The sequence below is a fragment of the Desulfofundulus sp. genome (assembly GCF_049701015.1).
GTDB lineage: Bacteria > Bacillota > Desulfotomaculia > Desulfotomaculales > Desulfovirgulaceae > Desulfofundulus.
Window position 1 is genome coordinate 1 of record NZ_JBNATZ010000040.1, and the last position, 15,554, is coordinate 15,554.

Genomic DNA, 15,554 nt, shown 5'->3' on the forward strand with positions numbered 1-15,554 from the left:
CGTTCACTGGCGCGAAAATCCGGCATGTGAAGGGAAATATCAGCATTGATCACCCCAACCAGCGTTACACCGGGGACATCCAGCCCCTTGGCCACCATCTGGGTACCGATAAGGATATCCACTTCACCTTCACGAAAACTATTTACTATCTCCCTGTGGGCGTCCCGCCGTGTCACAGTATCACTATCCAATCGCAGGATACGAGCAGTGGGAAACAGTCGCCGGACTTCCTGTTCTACCTTCTGGGTACCCATACCCAGATAGGAGACATGCCTGCTACCGCAACCGGGACACAGCGAGGGAGCCAGTATATTATAGTTGCAATAATGACAACGTAAACGCCCGCTTACATGATAGGTCAGGGAAATATCGCAGTGCGGACATTTAAGCACCAGACCGCACTCCCTGCAAACCACCAGCGTGGAATAACCCCGCCGGTTCAGAAAAAGGATCACCTGTTCCCGCCGAGATAACCGCCAGGTGATCGCATCTTGAAGAGCACGGGAAAAAATGCCTTTATTTCCCTCGTACAGCTCGCGACGCAAGTCAACAACGTGCACGGAAGGCAGAGGCAGCTCGCCGACCCGCCGGGGCATTTCCAGCAAGTGGTACGTCCCGCTGCCAACAGCCTGGCTATATGATTCCAGGGAAGGTGTTGCACTACCCAGAACCACCACTGCCCCACAATACCCCGCCAGACGCAGGGCTACAGTCCGAGCATGATAGCGAGGGCTTTCCTCCTGCTTGTAAGAGGGTTCGTGTTCCTCATCCAGGATAATCAAACCGGGTCGTTCCAGGGGGGCAAAAATGGCTGAACGTGCCCCCAACACCACGCCGGCCTCCCCCGTCCGAAGGCGCTGATATTCATCATATCTTTCCCCATCGGAAAGACGGCTATGTAGCACAGCTACCTGACGGCCAAAACGCCCCCTGAAAATATCAATCATCTGGGGAGTAAGTGCAATCTCAGGAACCAGCATCATGGCCTGCTTGCCACGGGCCAGCGTAGCAGCAATGGCATGGAGGTAGACCTCAGTTTTTCCGCTACCCGTCACCCCGTGAAGGAGAAAAACCCTGCGTCCGCTGTTCTGATCCAGGGCTTCCATAATCTTGTTGACTGCTTGAAGCTGCTCCTCATTGAGGACAGGTGAGTCCACCCATTTACAAGGAAGATTCTGACAGGGGTCACGGGGCTCAATGCGCTCCTCGGTTCGCAAGAATCCCCTGGCAATCATGGCATCCACCACCCGGGGAGAAACGCCCGACTCCCTGGCCAGTTCTTGCCTGGACAGGCCAGGGCGTGCCTGAATAACCCCCCACACCGCGGCACTCTTTGGTGCTCGCCGGGGATCTGGGGCAGCAGAACCGGGTACCGGCCACAATCCCCGTACTTTCTTCGGCCCCTTTACTTGCAGAAGGGGCCAAATTATAGTACGCAAAGCTTTAACTGTAGGGCAAAGGTAATAGGCCGCCAGCCAGCGGGCAAGGGCCAGCTGGTGGGAAGTGAATAGAGGTCCTTCATCCAACAGGGCAGCCACATCCTTTAAATCCACGGGGTCCGGTGCCGGACTGAAGCCAACCACATAGCCCTCTAATTTACGGCGGCCGAAGGGTACCAGCACACGGCTCCCAATGTGCACTCTCCCTGCCAGGGAAGGGGGCACGTTATAATGAAAAACCTTGTCCACCTGACGAAGAGCCAGGGACACCAGTACTTCTGCGTGCAACCTTATCTCTCCCTGTTACCAAACTTCAGGCGGGGTACACAAACCCGGGGGGGCGGGACAGAGACCTCCGGCAGGAGCTCTTTTTTCGATCCTTCTGGCTGCCAGTTTATGGAGAGCAACGGTTTTTTCGTTTCCACACTTCCTTCAGTTGTCTCAAGCATTCCGGCTGGCGGTCCCGGTACCGGCGGCCGCTCTTTTTCCGAGGGAAAACGAGGAGCATGGGTGATAGTTATACTGTTTAAAATAAATTCATCCTCCTGTATAAGCTCTCCACCACTGTAATAACGCCGTCGTAATTCAGCCCTTGGAATAAAGGCAGCAAATTCCGCCGGTACATCCAGCCTGGTGCGACGGGTCATGCACATGTTGAGCTCACCAAGCCGGATGTCGACTTTGTCAACCTGGCGCCACCTGGACCCCTGATGGCAGTGAGGCATTACAAACCAGGGCTGGAATAACATGGTATCACCCCCTGGTATATTTTATTGCCCGGGACGTTAAAAAGATACTTTTACAAGAACCATAATTCAGGTAAGTCCTGACTGTGGTGCAACAAGGGAAGTTCAATGGACCATTTACTGTTGACGGAAGTATTTAATATATTTACAATTAGAGTACAAGAACTTTTCAGGAGGATTACTCTTGCCACCAGACGAAGGTTACCTGGCAATACGTACCGTAATTGAGCTCAGTCGTACCATGGACCTGCTGGAGGACCTGTTGGCCAGGCACTTTGCCCATTTTAACCTCTCCCAACCCAAGTTTAACGCCTTGATGGAGCTGTATCATGCCGGGGAACAAGGCCTCCCTCTTTCCGAACTCGGACAACGCATGCTGGTCAGTCGGGCTAATATAACCGGCCTGGTGGACCGGCTGGAAAGGGACGGGCTTGTCATCCGCGTTGTTGATCCTAAAGATCGTCGCGTAATTCGGGCTCAAATTACTCCCCGGGCTGTCCAGCTTCTTCACGGCGTCTTACCACTGTATAATGATCTAATTAATCGTGCCATATCCTGCTTGAACAGGGAGGAAAAGGAGACCCTCATCCATCTTTTAGTCAAACTACAAAAGGGCCTGGATAAATTGTAAAATGTTACCCACGCCAGGAGGCTATATCAGACAACTTCTATTAAGGTGGTGGTTATTTTGAAATGCAACAGGTGTCAGAAAGAAGTGTTACCTCAAGATAGCTATGATTATTACGGGCAGATCTTATGTGAGGATTGCTATATCGCCGCTTTACAACCCCCTAAACCATGCGATCCCGCAGCTGTGGCCAGTGCCAAAGCCATCAGGAAACAGCTGGGGCAAACAGGTACCGACGGTCTGACTCCACTCCAGAAAAGAATCTATGAATACATCCAAACAAAGGGGAAAGTAACCAGGGAAGAGCTGGCTAATGTCTTTGACCTGCCCCAGTGGGAACTGGAAAAACAGTTTGCAGTTTTGCGCCACTGTGAACTGATCAAAGCCACCAAAGAGGGAAATCAGGTATACCTTACCTTATGGTAATGTAAGAATTTTAGCCGTCCACCCGGGAACGCAGCTCTACGACCACATCCAGGATGCGGTGTGCCAGTGCTTTTTTATCCATCAACGGCAGAGACTTGATGCGCCCGTCACGGTAGAACAACTTTACGATGTTGGTGTCGGTACCAAATCCCGCCCCTGGTTGAGTAACATCATTGGCAACCAGCAGGTCCAGGTTTTTCCTTCGCAATTTCTCCAAGGCGTTGGCTTCTATATCATCGGTCTCGGCAGCAAAACCAACAAGTGTCTGATACGGTGTTTTGCGTTGCCCCAGCTCAAATAGGATATCCGGATTCCTTTCCAGTTCAAGAATCAGAGTGTCTTCTCTTTTCTTTATCTTCTTACCTTCTATAATTTTAGGACGGTAATCAGCCACTGCTGCTGCTTTAATCACCACATCCTGAGTGGAGAAGTGTTCCATTACGGCTTGATACATCTGCCTGGCAGTTTCAACAAACACCACCTCCACACCAGGAGGTGGATCCAAACTGGTGGGAGCAGAGATGAGGGTAACCTGAGCACCACGCATTCCAGCTGCCGCAGCCAGGGCATAGCCCATTTTACCGGAACTGCGGTTGGAAATATAGCGCACCGGATCGATGGGCTCCCTGGTTCCCCCTGCTGTAACCAGCACTTTTACTCCACGGAGGTCACCAGGTGAAAGAAAAAGAGTTTTGATGTGCTCCATGATAACCCCGGGGTCAGGCATGCGACCACGACCTTCCACCCCACAGGCAAGACGACCTGAATCAGGTTCTACAATATGGTAACCCATCTCAGAAAGCCGCTTCAAGTTGGACTGTACCGCCGGGTGGGCATACATGTATGCATTCATGGCCGGGCAAAGCAGCACAGGGCAGGTGGCAGCTAAAACCAGGGAGCTCAAAAGATCGTCCGCGTGACCGTGGGCCAGCTTGGCCAGGGTATTGGCCGTAGCCGGGGCGACCACAATGAGCTCGGCTCTGGTCGCCAGCTCAATGTGGGGAATAATCCCACCGGTAGAAGAGCCGAACAATTCAGTATGCACCGGTCGCCCGGTAAGAGTTGCAAAAGTTAATGGTTGCACAAATTCTTGAGCCGCCTTCGTCATAACCACATCCACCAGGGCACCGGCCCTGGTTAAGGCACTGGCCAGCTCCGCAGCTTTATAAGCAGCAATCCCCCCGGTTACGCCCAGGATGATGAACCTCCCGGAAAGCATACTTTTCGCCCCCTGCCCTATTTTACTCCATGTTTGGTCCTGCGGTAACGGATTTGGCCACGTACAATCTCATGCAATGCCTGGGTAACGGGCTTAACAGCAGGACCATTTCCATCTTCTTCCCCTCTTTCTGTCAGCATTCTGGCTCTTTTTGCCACTACTACCACGAGCGTGTAGCGACTATCAACTTTTTTCATCAGTTCGTCTAACGATGGTTGATTCATGGCGACCCCCCGCACTCACCAGGAATTCTCTTTCAAGCCAGTTATCCCCCAGCTCTCATCCAGTTTAATACGTTGAGGACGGCATTTTTCGGCTACAAGAATTGATTGAAGGGTAGCAACAGCTTCCTCAATCTTCCGGTTAATGACTATATAATCATAACTGAAAAGGAACTTCAATTCCGTATTTGCCCAGTGCAACCGCCTTTGGATCTCCTCGATGGGATCAGTACCACGACCGGTAAGGCGTTCAACCAATGCAGCCCGGGAAGGGGGTAGGAGAAAAACAAGCACCGCTGAAGGAAACTTCCTTTTTACCTGCAGACCACCCTGAACATCAATCTCCAGAAGTACATCCTCACCCCTGGCCAGGTTCTCCTCCACGCTTTTTAGCGGCGTACCATAATAATTACCGTATATCTCTGCCCACTCCAGCAACTCCCCGGCATCGATCATCCGCTGGAACTTTTCCCGGGAAACAAAAAAGTAATTAACCCCGTCCACTTCACCGGCCCGGGGTTTCCTGGTTGTAGCGGAAATGGAAAGGTGAATCCCCGGTTGCTTTTCCAGCAACGCACGGCAAACGGTTCCCTTACCAGCCCCGGAGGGGCCAGACAGTACCATCAATATTCCTTCTGATTTCATGATTATTCATCCGACCGTTCTTCCGCTTGGGAAGGAGTGCTCTCCTTGCCTACCAGACGATGGGCAACCGTTTCCGGCTGTACGGCAGAGAGAATTACGTGATCGCTATCGGTAATAATTACCGCCCGCGTACGCCTCCCGTAAGTGGCATCCACGAGCTTGCCCTGATCACGAGCCTCGTTAATAATACGTTTGATGGGTGCCGATTCAGGGCTGACAATAGCTACAATGCGATTTGCCGAGACAATGTTGCCAAAACCAATATTTATTAATCTGATCTCCATCATTTTCCCCCCTGCCACGGGAATTATTCGATATTCTGCACCTGCTCTCGCATCTTCTCCAGTTCGCTCTTTACCTCCACCACCACCCGGCTGATCTCAAGGTCAGGGGCTTTAGAAGCAATGGTATTAATCTCCCGGTTCATCTCCTGGATCAGGAAATCCAGTTTACGACCCACGGGACCACCCTCGTCCAGAAATTCCCGGAACTGGACTATATGACTGGCCAGGCGCACCACTTCTTCTGCAATACTGGCCCGTTCGGCAAAAATGGCTACCTCCGTAGCCAGACGTGTCTGATCCAGTGGTACATTGCGTAACCACTCCTGCAATCTCTGAGTCAGGCGGTTATGATACTCCGTAACCACCTGCGGTGCCCTGGCCTTAATTTGTTCGTTGAGTTCTTCAACCCGCTTCAGGCGCCGGGTTAAATCTGCCTTGAGCTGACTGCCCTCCGCAAGACGCATTTGCATCAAACCGCCCAGTGCCTGCTCCAGGGCCTCAGAAACCACAGGCCACAACGCATCATCATCTTCCGCAGGTTCGTCCACCACCAGCAGTCCCGGTAGATTAATCAGATGCTGTATGCTGACGGCATCTGTTAATCCAAGAGTAGCCTTTAATTCCTCCATTGCCTTATAATACGATGTAGCCAGGGCTTTGTCAACTTTTACAACTGGACTTCGCTCACCACATTCCTCCACGGAAAAATAACCATCTATCCGCCCGCGAGAGATGCGAGATTGGATGAATCTCCTGGCTCGATCCTCCAGAGAAACCATACTCCGGGGGAAACGCAGGACAACTTCACAAAACCGGTGATTCACAGACTTGAGTTCAACCGTGAATCTTTTACCATGCCCGCATGATTCACCCCGGCCAAAACCGGTCATGCTTTTAAGCAAAAAACCTTCTCCTCTCTAAAAACATATTAATTACTTAAGGCAAGGGGAACGACAGCCCTCGTTCCCCGTAATATTCAAACCCGTACTGAATACAGGACCTTCGCTCAATACGCAACCAGCACCAGCGCACCTGCAACTCTTAATCCACTTGCGAGAAAAACCGTTCAATACGGTTGAGTCCTTCCACAATGTTTTCCATGGAGGTAGCGTAGGAAAGACGGAAACAGCGGTCATCACCAAAAGCCACCCCGGGAACCACAGCCACTTTGAACTCATCCAGAAGAAGACTGGCCAGATCGCTGGCTCCACTAATGTTCCTGCCTTTATACCGGCGGCCAATATAGCTGGCCATGGATGGAAAAACATAAAAGGCACCACTGGGAATGTTACATTGAATCCCCGGAATGGCGTTCAACCTCTGAAGCATGTAATCCCGCCGCCGGTGGAACTCCGCCACCATTTCCTTCAGGGGCTCCTGGGTCCCCGTCAGAGCAGCCACACTGGCTGCCTGGGCAATGGAGGTGGGGTTGGAAGTAGAGTGGCTTTGTAAATCAACCATAGCTCTGGCCACATCCGCAGGTGCGGCAGCATAACCAATACGCCATCCTGTCATAGCGTAAGCCTTGGAGACCCCGTTAATGACTACGGTCAGCTCCTTTAAAGCCGGGCTTAAAGAAGCTATACTCACGTGTTCGCAACCATTATAGATCAGTTTTTCGTAGATTTCATCTGAAATGACTACCAGCCCGTGGTCTTCAATCACCTTTCCCAACGCGAGCAACTCTTCTCTGGTATATACTGCCCCGGTAGGGTTACCAGGAGAATTAATAATGACCATCCTGGTACGCGGACTAACCACTGATAAAAGTTCCTCCGGCGTCAACTTGAACCCGTTTTCCTGGCGTGTTTGGATGATTACCGGCACTGCACCGGCCAGTTTGATTTGCTCCAGATAACTGACCCAGTAAGGTGCCGGCAAGATTACCTCATCACCCGGCTGAAGCAGCACCATCATGGCGTTGTAAAGTGAATGCTTGGCTCCGGCGGAAACTACAATTTGCTCCGGCGTATATTTCAATCCGTTGTCGGCCTCCAATTTTTGCACTATGGCTTCCCTTAACTCCATGGTACCGCCGACCGGGGTATATTTTGTCATACCTTTCTTTATAGCGGCTATAGCAGCTTCTTTTATGTGCTCCGGAGTATCGAAGTCCGGTTCCCCTGCACCAAAATTAATTACTTTTTCCCCGGCTGCAATCATTCTTTTGGCCCGGGCATCGATGGCCAGCGTGGGCGAAGGACTGATATTTTTAACCCTGTCAGCAATTTTCAAGCCTGATCACTCCTACGATGTTTTTTAGAACCTAACTGAACCGAGGTTTTTCTTTATACGTTCTACGGCTTCCTTTATACGAGCGGTGTCGATAGTAAGAGACATCCGGAAATAACCGGCTCCATTGGGACCATAACCGGTACCCGGTGTTATCACCACCGCAGCCTTTTCCAAAACCATCTCAGCAAACGATTCACTGGTATATCCCGCTGGAACGGGGGCCCAAACATAGAAGGTAGCCTTTGGCTTCTCCAGTCTCCAGCCCAAAGAGTTCAAACCATCCACCAGGATGTCCCGGCGTTCGCGGTAAAGAGCATTGACCCGGTCAATAACCTCCCGCGGCCCGTTTAATCCCGCCATGGCGGCATACTGAATGGCCTGAAACTGTCCGGAATCCAGGTTTGACTTCAGGCGTCCCAGAGCCTCGATTACTTCCGCACAGCCTGCAGCCCAGCCAATCCGCCAGCCTGTCATATTAAAGGGTTTGGAAACGGAGCTAAACTCAATCCCCACCTCTTTGGCACCGGGAACTTGCAGAAAGCTTGGCGCCCGGTAACCATCAAAAGTTATTTCCGAATAAGCAGCGTCGTGGCAGACCAGGATATTAAAGTCCCGGGCAAAGGCCACCACTTCGGCCAAGAAAGATTCATCTGCAACTGCCCCTGTAGGATTGTTGGGATAATTGATAAACATCATTTTAGCCCGTCTGGCCACTTCCGTGGGAATGGCACTCAAATCGGGGAGGTATCCCCGCTCTGCTTTTAAGGGCATATAGTAGGGCTCCGCCCCGGCCAGGATGGCTCCCCCTGCATAAACAGGATAACCCGGGTCTGGCACCAGCACTGTATCCCCGGGATTGAGATAGCACCAGGAAATATGGGCAATCCCTTCTTTGGAACCAATAAGGGTAACCACTTCGGTTCTGGGATCCAGGTGTACTCCGAAACGTCTGGCATACCAGTCGGCCACTGTCTGACGGTAGCTGAGCATGCCTGCGGAAGAAGGGTACTGATGGTTTGCCGGGTTACGCGCTTCCTTAATCAGTTCCTCGATGATGTGTTCCGGGGTGGGCTGGTCCGGATCGCCTATCCCCAGACTGATAATGTCCACCCCGGCAGCCTTTTTTTCCTCTATCAGCCGCTCAATACGGGCGAAAAGATACGGGGGTAAGTTTTTTATGCGCTGTGCCTGTTCGAACCGCACAATCGATACCTCCTTAAAACACTATTCCAGGCAGGGAATCTGACCGCAAAAAACCTCCTCTGCTGGACCGGTCATATACAAATGTTCATCTTCCATCCATTCAATAAGAAGTGTTCCCCCGGGTAAGTGAACCTTAACCACCCGGTCGGTGTAATTGTTTAACACCCCGGCCACCACGGTAGCACAGGCCCCGGTGCCACAGGCCAGGGTAGGCCCTGCACCCCGCTCCCAAACCCGTACCCTTACCTCGCCCCTGTTTAAAACCTGCACAAACTCCACGTTTGTTTTCCGTGGGAAAAGGGGATGCTTTTCGAGTTTTGGCCCCAAATAGTAAATGTCGACCTGTTCCACATCGGGGACAAAAAGTATACAGTGGGGATTACCCATGGATACAGCAGTTATATGGAAGGTTTGTCCTTCCAGAACCAGGGGTTCATTCAGCACACGCCCCGGTGGACCAATCATGGGTATTTCCTGCCGTTGTAAACGGGGGATACCCATATCCACCCTTACTGCAGCAAGCCGCCTGCCCTCCAGTACCAGCCGCAGCACCATTACACCCGCCCTGGTCTCAACACGCAATACCTCTTTTTTTATTCCGCCCCGCTCGTAGAGATATCTGGCTACACAGCGTATAGCATTGCCGCACATCTCCGCCTCGCTGCCATCAGCGTTAATAATCTGCATAAAAGCATCGGCTCTAGAGCTCTTGCGGACGAGCACCAGGCCATCGGCCCCAATACCAAAATTACGGTGACAAAGCTGCCGGGCAGTTTCTGATAAATCAACCCCATCCGACCAATCCTCATTCCTTATCAGGTCAATGAGGATAAAATCGTTTCCCAAACCGTGTACTTTGAAGAACTGCAAGTGGGTAAGCCCTCCTTAAAGATGCCGCCGTCCATCTACTTGAGTGACGACACTAACCCTGAATTGTAGTATTTCCTGTAACCGTCAGGGACAAAATTAATACTTCGCGCTGCCCGGCATTTTTCCTGCAATTTCTCCTGCAAAAGTTCCAAAATCGGCTTAAACTTTAAGATACATTATTTTTTCCCTGACCCGCAACTGCAGGTGCCTGAAAACAGTATTCAAAAGAGGAGGGGCCAGGGAGACCATAATAACAACCAGCCAGTGCAGGAAATCCAGAGGAACGGTGTGAAACACCGGTTGCAAACAGGGTACATAAGTAACCGCCAGTTGTAAAAGTATAGAACAGAGCACTGCTACGAGCAGGTGGGGATTGGAGAACATCCCCACTTCCCAGACTGTATGGTGTTCAGAACGGCAGGTAAAGACAAAAAACAGCTGGGAAAAGACCAGAGTGTTAAAGGCCATGGTTCTGGCCAGATCCAGGTGACCGCGACCCAGGGCGTAAATACCCGCAAAAACGATCAATGTACCCATTCCTATCGCCAGTCCGCTACCCAGGATACGCCAGGCCAGGCCATGTGCAAAAATACTCTCCCGGGGGTGCCGGGGCGGCCTGTACATGATGTCTGGATCAGGCGGATCTACACCCAGGGCCATGGCCGGCAACCCGTCTGTAACCAGATTCATCCATAATATCTGAATGGGTAGAAGGGGTAGCGGCAGTCCAGCCAGCACAGCAAAGAACATGACCAGTACTTCTCCTACATTGCAGGAAAGAAGGTAACGGATGAACTTGCGAATATTATCATAAATACCCCGCCCCTCCTCCACGGCAGCTACAATGGTGGTAAAATTATCATCGGCCAAAACCATGGAGGAGGCTTCTTTGGTCACATCCGTCCCTGTCATCCCCATGGCAATACCAATATCCGCTTCTTTAATGGCCGGAGCATCATTAATACCATCTCCCGTCATGGCCACCACATGGCCCGCCCGCTTTAGTGCCCGGACAATGCGCAGTTTGTGCCGGGGCGATACCCTTGCGAATACAGCGACCTCCCCAACAATCCGCACCAACTGGTCATCGTCCAGCTGGTCCAGTTCGCTTCCCGTTAAAATGCGCCCCTGTCTCCCTAATAGACCCAGTTCCCTGGCCACTGCCTCAGCAGTTAGACGGTGATCACCCGTAATCATCACCACTTTGATTCCTGCCCTACGGCAGCGCTGTACAGCCATCACTGCTGCTGGCCGGGGAGGATCGATCATCCCCGCCAGGCCTACAAAAACGAGATTTTGTTCCACCTCCGCTTCCGTCAACCCCTCTGCAGATCCTGTCCCCAACCTGCGCCAGGCGAAGGCCAGTACACGCAAAGCATCGGATGCCATGGCGGCATTCTGTCTTAAAATTTCTTCCCGTTGACGTGACGTTAAAGGAACTATACGCCCCTGACGGTATTGATGGGTACAGAGTTCAAGTACCACATCAGGGGCTCCTTTGACATAGGCAAACAGGTTCCCGTCTGGTTGCCTGTACACCACTGACATGCGCTTGCGCTCGGAATCAAATGGAAATTCCATAACCCTCTGCTCCCGGCGCTCCAATTCTTCACGCCAGAATCCTCCCTTGGCTGCCATGACCAGCAATGCACCTTCAGTAGGATCACCGTTAATGGACCAGACAGGGGATTCACGGCGGGCCAAACTCCTGAATAACCCCCCTATGGAAATTCCGCTGCGCGTAAGCACTGCATTATTGCAGAGCGCGGCAATCTTGAAAAACAGCTGAAGTTCCTCAGAATGAGGAGAAAGCGAGGTAATGATCTCACCCTTTGGATCATACCCTTCACCAGTAAATTCCAGAGGGACCTGCCCAACCAGTGCCCGCCGTACCATCATCTCATTCTGAGTCAGGGTACCGGTCTTATCGGAACAAATCACCGTAGCGCAGCCCAGGGTCTCTACCGCAGGCAATTTGCGAATAATGGCCTTCCGTCGAATCATGCGCTGCACTCCAATAGCAAGAGCAACTGTAACAATGGCAGGCAATCCTTCGGGAATGGCCGCCACAGCCAGACTTACTCCCGCCAGAAACATCTGATAGGCCGGCTCACCACGGTAGATACCCACCGCCACAACCAGAGCACAAATCAACAGGCAAAAAGCCACAAGTCCCCGTCCCAACTGGGCCAACCGGCGCTGCAGGGGGGTTTCCTCACTACCTGCATCCTGAATTAACCCGGCAATACGACCCATTTCAGTAGCCATTCCGGTAGCCACCACTATCCCCCTGCCCCGGCCACGGGTTACTACTGTCCCCAGGTAAGCCATGTTACGTGCATCCCCAGGGGTAACCCTGCCTGAAATGGGTTCTACTCCTTTTCTAACGGGGGCGGATTCACCGGTAAGCGCAGACTCTTCTATTTCCAGGTTTACCGCCTCCAGTAGCCTCAGGTCTGCTGGGACCCGATCCCCGGCTTCCAGCAAAACCACATCCCCTGGTACCAGTGTTGCAGCTGGAATTTTTTGTTCCACACCCCCACGGATTACCCGGGCCTCGGGGGCGGTAAGTTCTTTTAAAGCTTCCATGGAGCGTTCGGCCCGGTACTCCTGAATACAACCCAGAATTGCATTTATGATCACAATAATCATAATGGTGGCCGCGTCCACAAATTCGCCTAAAAAGCCGGAGATTACTGTAGCTGCCAGCAAGATCAAAACCATAAAATCCTTAAATTGCTCCATGAACTTCCGCCATAAAGGTACTCGCGGTGCCTTGGCCAGTTCATTGGGACCAAAGCGAGCTACTCTCTCCCTGACCTCCCTCTCATCCAAACCCTTGTGCGGGTCGGACTGAAACACCGCCGCCACTTCTTCGCCAGTCAATGAATACCACTGTTCCGGCATTAGCCCTCACCCCTACCATTGCGGTTTGTCCCATTAAACATATGCGAATTCCTTTGGGAAAATAACACCCTGGTTAGCAGGATTCACTTTTCAAAAACTATCAAAACTATCAAAAGAGGCCAGCCATTCCATCTGGCTGAATGGAACCATACCTTGCATACCACCGGAGGTAGATGATAAACTGTTTGCAAGCATTATTCTAAAAGCGTCTGCCTGGAAAGGAAATCGCCCATGCCTTTTGACGGACTGGTAATGGCAGCCATACGCAAAGAGTTAGAAGACGAACTGCTTGGAGGTCGCATTGAAAGAATATACCAGCCGGGTCCCCTGGAGATAAATTTACTCATCCATCACCAGGGCACCCGATCCCGCCTGCTGCTTTCCGCTCACCCGGAAAACGCCCGGGTACACTTAACCGGAAAAACAAAGGGAAACCCCCAATTCCCACCGGTTTTCTGCATGGTCCTGCGCAAACACCTGGAGGGGAGCCGCATCCGGGGAATCCACCAGCGGGGATTGGACCGTGTACTGGTTTTCCAGCTTCAGAGCTACAACGAATTCGGCGAACCATGCATCAAGGAATTGATATGTGAAATCATGGGGCGGCATAGCAACATTATGCTTGTCAACCCGGATACAAAGCAAATTATCGACGCCATCAAGCGTTATACCTACGCCGTCAGCCGCTACCGGGAGGTTTTACCCGGGCGGGAATACATACCCCCGCCGGAACAGCATAAACTTAATCCTCTTGAGTTAAAAGAAGAGGAATTCCGTCACGCACTACTCGAGGCTCCCCTGGAAACTGCCGTAGCCACTGCTTTGCAACGGACCCTGGATGGGATCAGTCAGGTGATGGCCCGGGAAATCCTTTACCGAGCCCGACTGGCTCAAGATCTGATCCTGGATCATTGCGGAGAATATGAAATAGTGGCTTTATGGCAGGCAATTCAAGACATGGCCGGTGCTATCACCCGGGGAGAATTCCAACCTTCCCTGGTAGTGGACGAACAGGGCAGGCCCAGGGAATTTGCCGCCTTTGATCTAACCCATTTTAACCCTTTAAAACGACAGCACGGCAAAATGAACACTCTGGTCGACCTTTTTTATACGGCCAGGGAAGAAGACCAGGCTTATCAAAGTAAAAAACAATCTCTGCTCACTGTTGTCCGGCGGGAGATGGGCCGCCTATCACAGAAGCTTTCCATGCAAGAGGAGAGCCTGGCCAAAGCTGAACGGGCGGAAGAATATAGAATCTTTGGGGAACTGCTGATGGCTAACCTCTACCGCCTGGAAAAAGGTCTTAGCCAGGTTACCCTGGAAAATTTCTACGACCCGGAAAGAAAGATGGTAACCATTCCGCTCGATCCCCGGTTAAACCCGGTACAAAATGCCCAGGCATATTTTAAAAAATATAGCAAGGCCAAACAGACCAGGGAGAAAACCGGAAACCGGTTGGAACAAACCAAAAGAGACCTGGAATATTTAAAAGGTATTGAAACGGCCATCATTCAAACTACAACCGTACCAGAACTACTGGAAATCAGGGAAGAGCTGGAGGAGCAGGGCTACTTAAAGCCGGCAGGCAGGGAAAAGAAAAGGGAACCGGAAAAACCCCGGCCCCTTGTCTTTACTTCCAGCGAAGGCTTTACCATTTTAGTGGGACGGAACAACAAGCAAAACGACTACCTCACACTGCACCTGGCCAAAGACGGGGACATCTGGCTGCACACCAGGGATATCCCGGGTTCCCACGTACTCATCCGCACAGCGGGACGGACCGTCCCGGAAACCACTCTGGCCGAAGCTGCTTCCCTGGCCGCTTACTTCAGCCGGGCGAGAGAATCACAAAATGTACCCGTGGATTATACTCTGTGCAGGAACGTACACAAACCCCGGGGAGCCCGTCCCGGCTACGTTGTGTATACCGGACAGCGTACTCTGACCGTTAATCCCGATCAGGAACTGGTAGAAAAGCTCAAGGCTTAAGCCCTGAAATCGGACTTTTCGGGAACACCCCGCGGAACCCGCTACCCTGCGTCGACCATGATGTCCTGGTCCTTTCGTACATCCTGTTTCAATCATTGAGATAAACACGCGGTACACGTTTGCTGATCAGACAAACCATCTCATAATTAATGGTACCCATGTGGGAAGCCACTTCCTCAACGGGTAAGAACTGCTCCCCCTGCACTCCAAAGAGAACTGCTTCGTCACCCGGTTGTACCCCCGGAATCCGGGTTACGTCCACCATGCACTGGTCCATACACACCCGGCCTACCACGGGGACCCGCTGCCCGTGAATTAAAATTTCGGCCTTATTGGATAGGAGACGAGACCAGCCGTCAGCATACCCAAGGGGTAAAGTGGCAATAACAGAAGGAACATTAGTGGTAAACTTGCGACCGTAGCTGATGGAAGTGCCTGCCGGCACTTTCTTGACATAAGCCACCCTGGCCTTTAACTGCATCGCAGGTTTTAAATCGATCACCCGCTGAACTTCGGGAGAAGGCCAGAGGCCGTATAATATAATCCCCGGCCGAACCATATCGAGGTGCATTTCCGGCAGATCCAGGACAGTGGCACTGTTGGCTACATGTTTAACCGGTATGGTTAAACCCCGGGTTTCAATACCGGCCACAGCTTCTTTAAAGCGGTCGAACTGCCAGCGGGTGTAAGTTTTGTCCCGCTCGTCAGCACAAGCCATGTGGGTATATACCCCTTCGATAAA

The 15,554-nt window shown here is 51.9% G+C and carries 15 protein-coding genes; 3 read left to right on the plus strand and 12 right to left on the minus strand.

Going from position 1 to position 15,554, the window contains the following annotated elements; genetic code table 11:
* A partial coding sequence (gene priA, locus ACPLUI_RS04255) for a replication restart helicase PriA (protein ID WP_424659031.1) occupies positions 1-1,727 on the minus strand: 1,727 nt, incomplete at its 3' end.
* Positions 1,728-1,729: 2 nt separating this feature from the next.
* On the minus strand, positions 1,730-2,188 hold the full coding sequence (locus tag ACPLUI_RS04260; RefSeq protein ID WP_424659032.1) for a hypothetical protein: 459 nt from the start codon (positions 2,186-2,188) through the stop codon (positions 1,730-1,732).
* A gap of 181 nt (positions 2,189-2,369) precedes the next feature.
* On the opposite strand from ACPLUI_RS04260, the gene ACPLUI_RS04265 reads away from it, so the two are divergent.
* Entirely contained in the window at positions 2,370-2,816 is a 447-nt protein-coding gene (locus tag ACPLUI_RS04265) for a MarR family winged helix-turn-helix transcriptional regulator (protein WP_424659033.1), read from the plus strand.
* Between the two features lie 57 nt (positions 2,817-2,873).
* Positions 2,874-3,239, plus strand: a complete 366-nt coding sequence (locus tag ACPLUI_RS04270) for a hypothetical protein (RefSeq protein WP_424659034.1) — start codon at positions 2,874-2,876, stop codon at positions 3,237-3,239.
* A gap of 10 nt (positions 3,240-3,249) precedes the next feature.
* On the opposite strand, the gene coaBC is transcribed toward ACPLUI_RS04270, so the two are convergent.
* The 9 genes from coaBC to ACPLUI_RS04315 form a co-directional block, all read right to left on the minus strand.
* Positions 3,250-4,458, minus strand: coding sequence for a bifunctional phosphopantothenoylcysteine decarboxylase/phosphopantothenate--cysteine ligase CoaBC (gene coaBC / locus ACPLUI_RS04275; protein WP_424659035.1), 1,209 nt, complete (start codon positions 4,456-4,458; stop codon positions 3,250-3,252).
* A gap of 17 nt (positions 4,459-4,475) precedes the next feature.
* The gene (gene rpoZ, locus ACPLUI_RS04280) at positions 4,476-4,682 is read right to left on the minus strand and encodes a DNA-directed RNA polymerase subunit omega (RefSeq protein WP_424659036.1); all 207 of its coding nucleotides are present in this window, start codon (positions 4,680-4,682) and stop codon (positions 4,476-4,478) included.
* 15 nt (positions 4,683-4,697) lie between these two features.
* A complete protein-coding gene (gmk, locus tag ACPLUI_RS04285) occupies positions 4,698-5,324 on the minus strand; it encodes a guanylate kinase (RefSeq protein ID WP_424659037.1) in 627 nt (208 codons plus the stop codon).
* 2 nt (positions 5,325-5,326) lie between these two features.
* Positions 5,327-5,608: an extracellular matrix/biofilm regulator RemA gene (gene remA / locus ACPLUI_RS04290; protein WP_424659045.1), complete on the minus strand. Its 282-nt coding sequence runs from the start codon at positions 5,606-5,608 to the stop codon at positions 5,327-5,329.
* A gap of 23 nt (positions 5,609-5,631) precedes the next feature.
* Positions 5,632-6,510, minus strand: a complete 879-nt coding sequence (locus tag ACPLUI_RS04295; RefSeq protein ID WP_424659038.1) for a YicC/YloC family endoribonuclease — start codon at positions 6,508-6,510, stop codon at positions 5,632-5,634.
* A gap of 139 nt (positions 6,511-6,649) precedes the next feature.
* Positions 6,650-7,843 carry a pyridoxal phosphate-dependent aminotransferase gene (locus ACPLUI_RS04300; protein WP_424659039.1) on the minus strand — a complete coding sequence of 398 codons (1,194 nt, stop codon included), beginning with the start codon at positions 7,841-7,843 and terminating at the stop codon, positions 6,650-6,652.
* A gap of 24 nt (positions 7,844-7,867) precedes the next feature.
* Positions 7,868-9,046 carry an LL-diaminopimelate aminotransferase gene (locus tag ACPLUI_RS04305; RefSeq protein ID WP_424659040.1) on the minus strand — a complete coding sequence of 393 codons (1,179 nt, stop codon included), beginning with the start codon at positions 9,044-9,046 and terminating at the stop codon, positions 7,868-7,870.
* A gap of 21 nt (positions 9,047-9,067) precedes the next feature.
* Entirely contained in the window at positions 9,068-9,916 is an 849-nt protein-coding gene (dapF, locus tag ACPLUI_RS04310) for a diaminopimelate epimerase (RefSeq protein WP_424659041.1), read from the minus strand.
* A 159-nt stretch (positions 9,917-10,075) separates the two neighbouring features.
* The gene (locus ACPLUI_RS04315; protein WP_424659042.1) at positions 10,076-12,823 is read right to left on the minus strand and encodes a calcium-transporting P-type ATPase, PMR1-type; all 2,748 of its coding nucleotides are present in this window, start codon (positions 12,821-12,823) and stop codon (positions 10,076-10,078) included.
* A gap of 231 nt (positions 12,824-13,054) precedes the next feature.
* On the opposite strand from ACPLUI_RS04315, the gene ACPLUI_RS04320 reads away from it, so the two are divergent.
* Entirely contained in the window at positions 13,055-14,812 is a 1,758-nt protein-coding gene (locus tag ACPLUI_RS04320; RefSeq protein WP_424659043.1) for an Rqc2 family fibronectin-binding protein, read from the plus strand.
* 88 nt (positions 14,813-14,900) lie between these two features.
* Here the strand turns inward: ACPLUI_RS04320 and alr are convergent.
* Positions 14,901-15,554: alanine racemase (gene alr / locus ACPLUI_RS04325; RefSeq protein WP_424659044.1), on the minus strand; the 654-nt coding region annotated here is incomplete at its 5' end.

Bases quoted from the DNA above. Each gene is read 5' to 3' on its own strand.
- coaBC (WP_424659035.1), bottom strand. From the start codon at position 4,458: ATGCTTTCCGGGAGGTTCATCATCCTGGGCGTAACCGGGGGGATTGCT.
- ACPLUI_RS04315 (WP_424659042.1), bottom strand. From the start codon at position 12,823: ATGCCGGAACAGTGGTATTCATTGACTGGCGAAGAAGTGGCGGCGGTG.
- ACPLUI_RS04260 (WP_424659032.1), bottom strand. From the start codon at position 2,188: ATGTTATTCCAGCCCTGGTTTGTAATGCCTCACTGCCATCAGGGGTCC.
- ACPLUI_RS04320 (WP_424659043.1), top strand. From the start codon at position 13,055: ATGCCTTTTGACGGACTGGTAATGGCAGCCATACGCAAAGAGTTAGAA.
- gmk (WP_424659037.1), bottom strand. From the start codon at position 5,324: ATGAAATCAGAAGGAATATTGATGGTACTGTCTGGCCCCTCCGGGGCT.
- rpoZ (WP_424659036.1), bottom strand. From the start codon at position 4,682: ATGAATCAACCATCGTTAGACGAACTGATGAAAAAAGTTGATAGTCGC.
- remA (WP_424659045.1), bottom strand. From the start codon at position 5,608: ATGGAGATCAGATTAATAAATATTGGTTTTGGCAACATTGTCTCGGCA.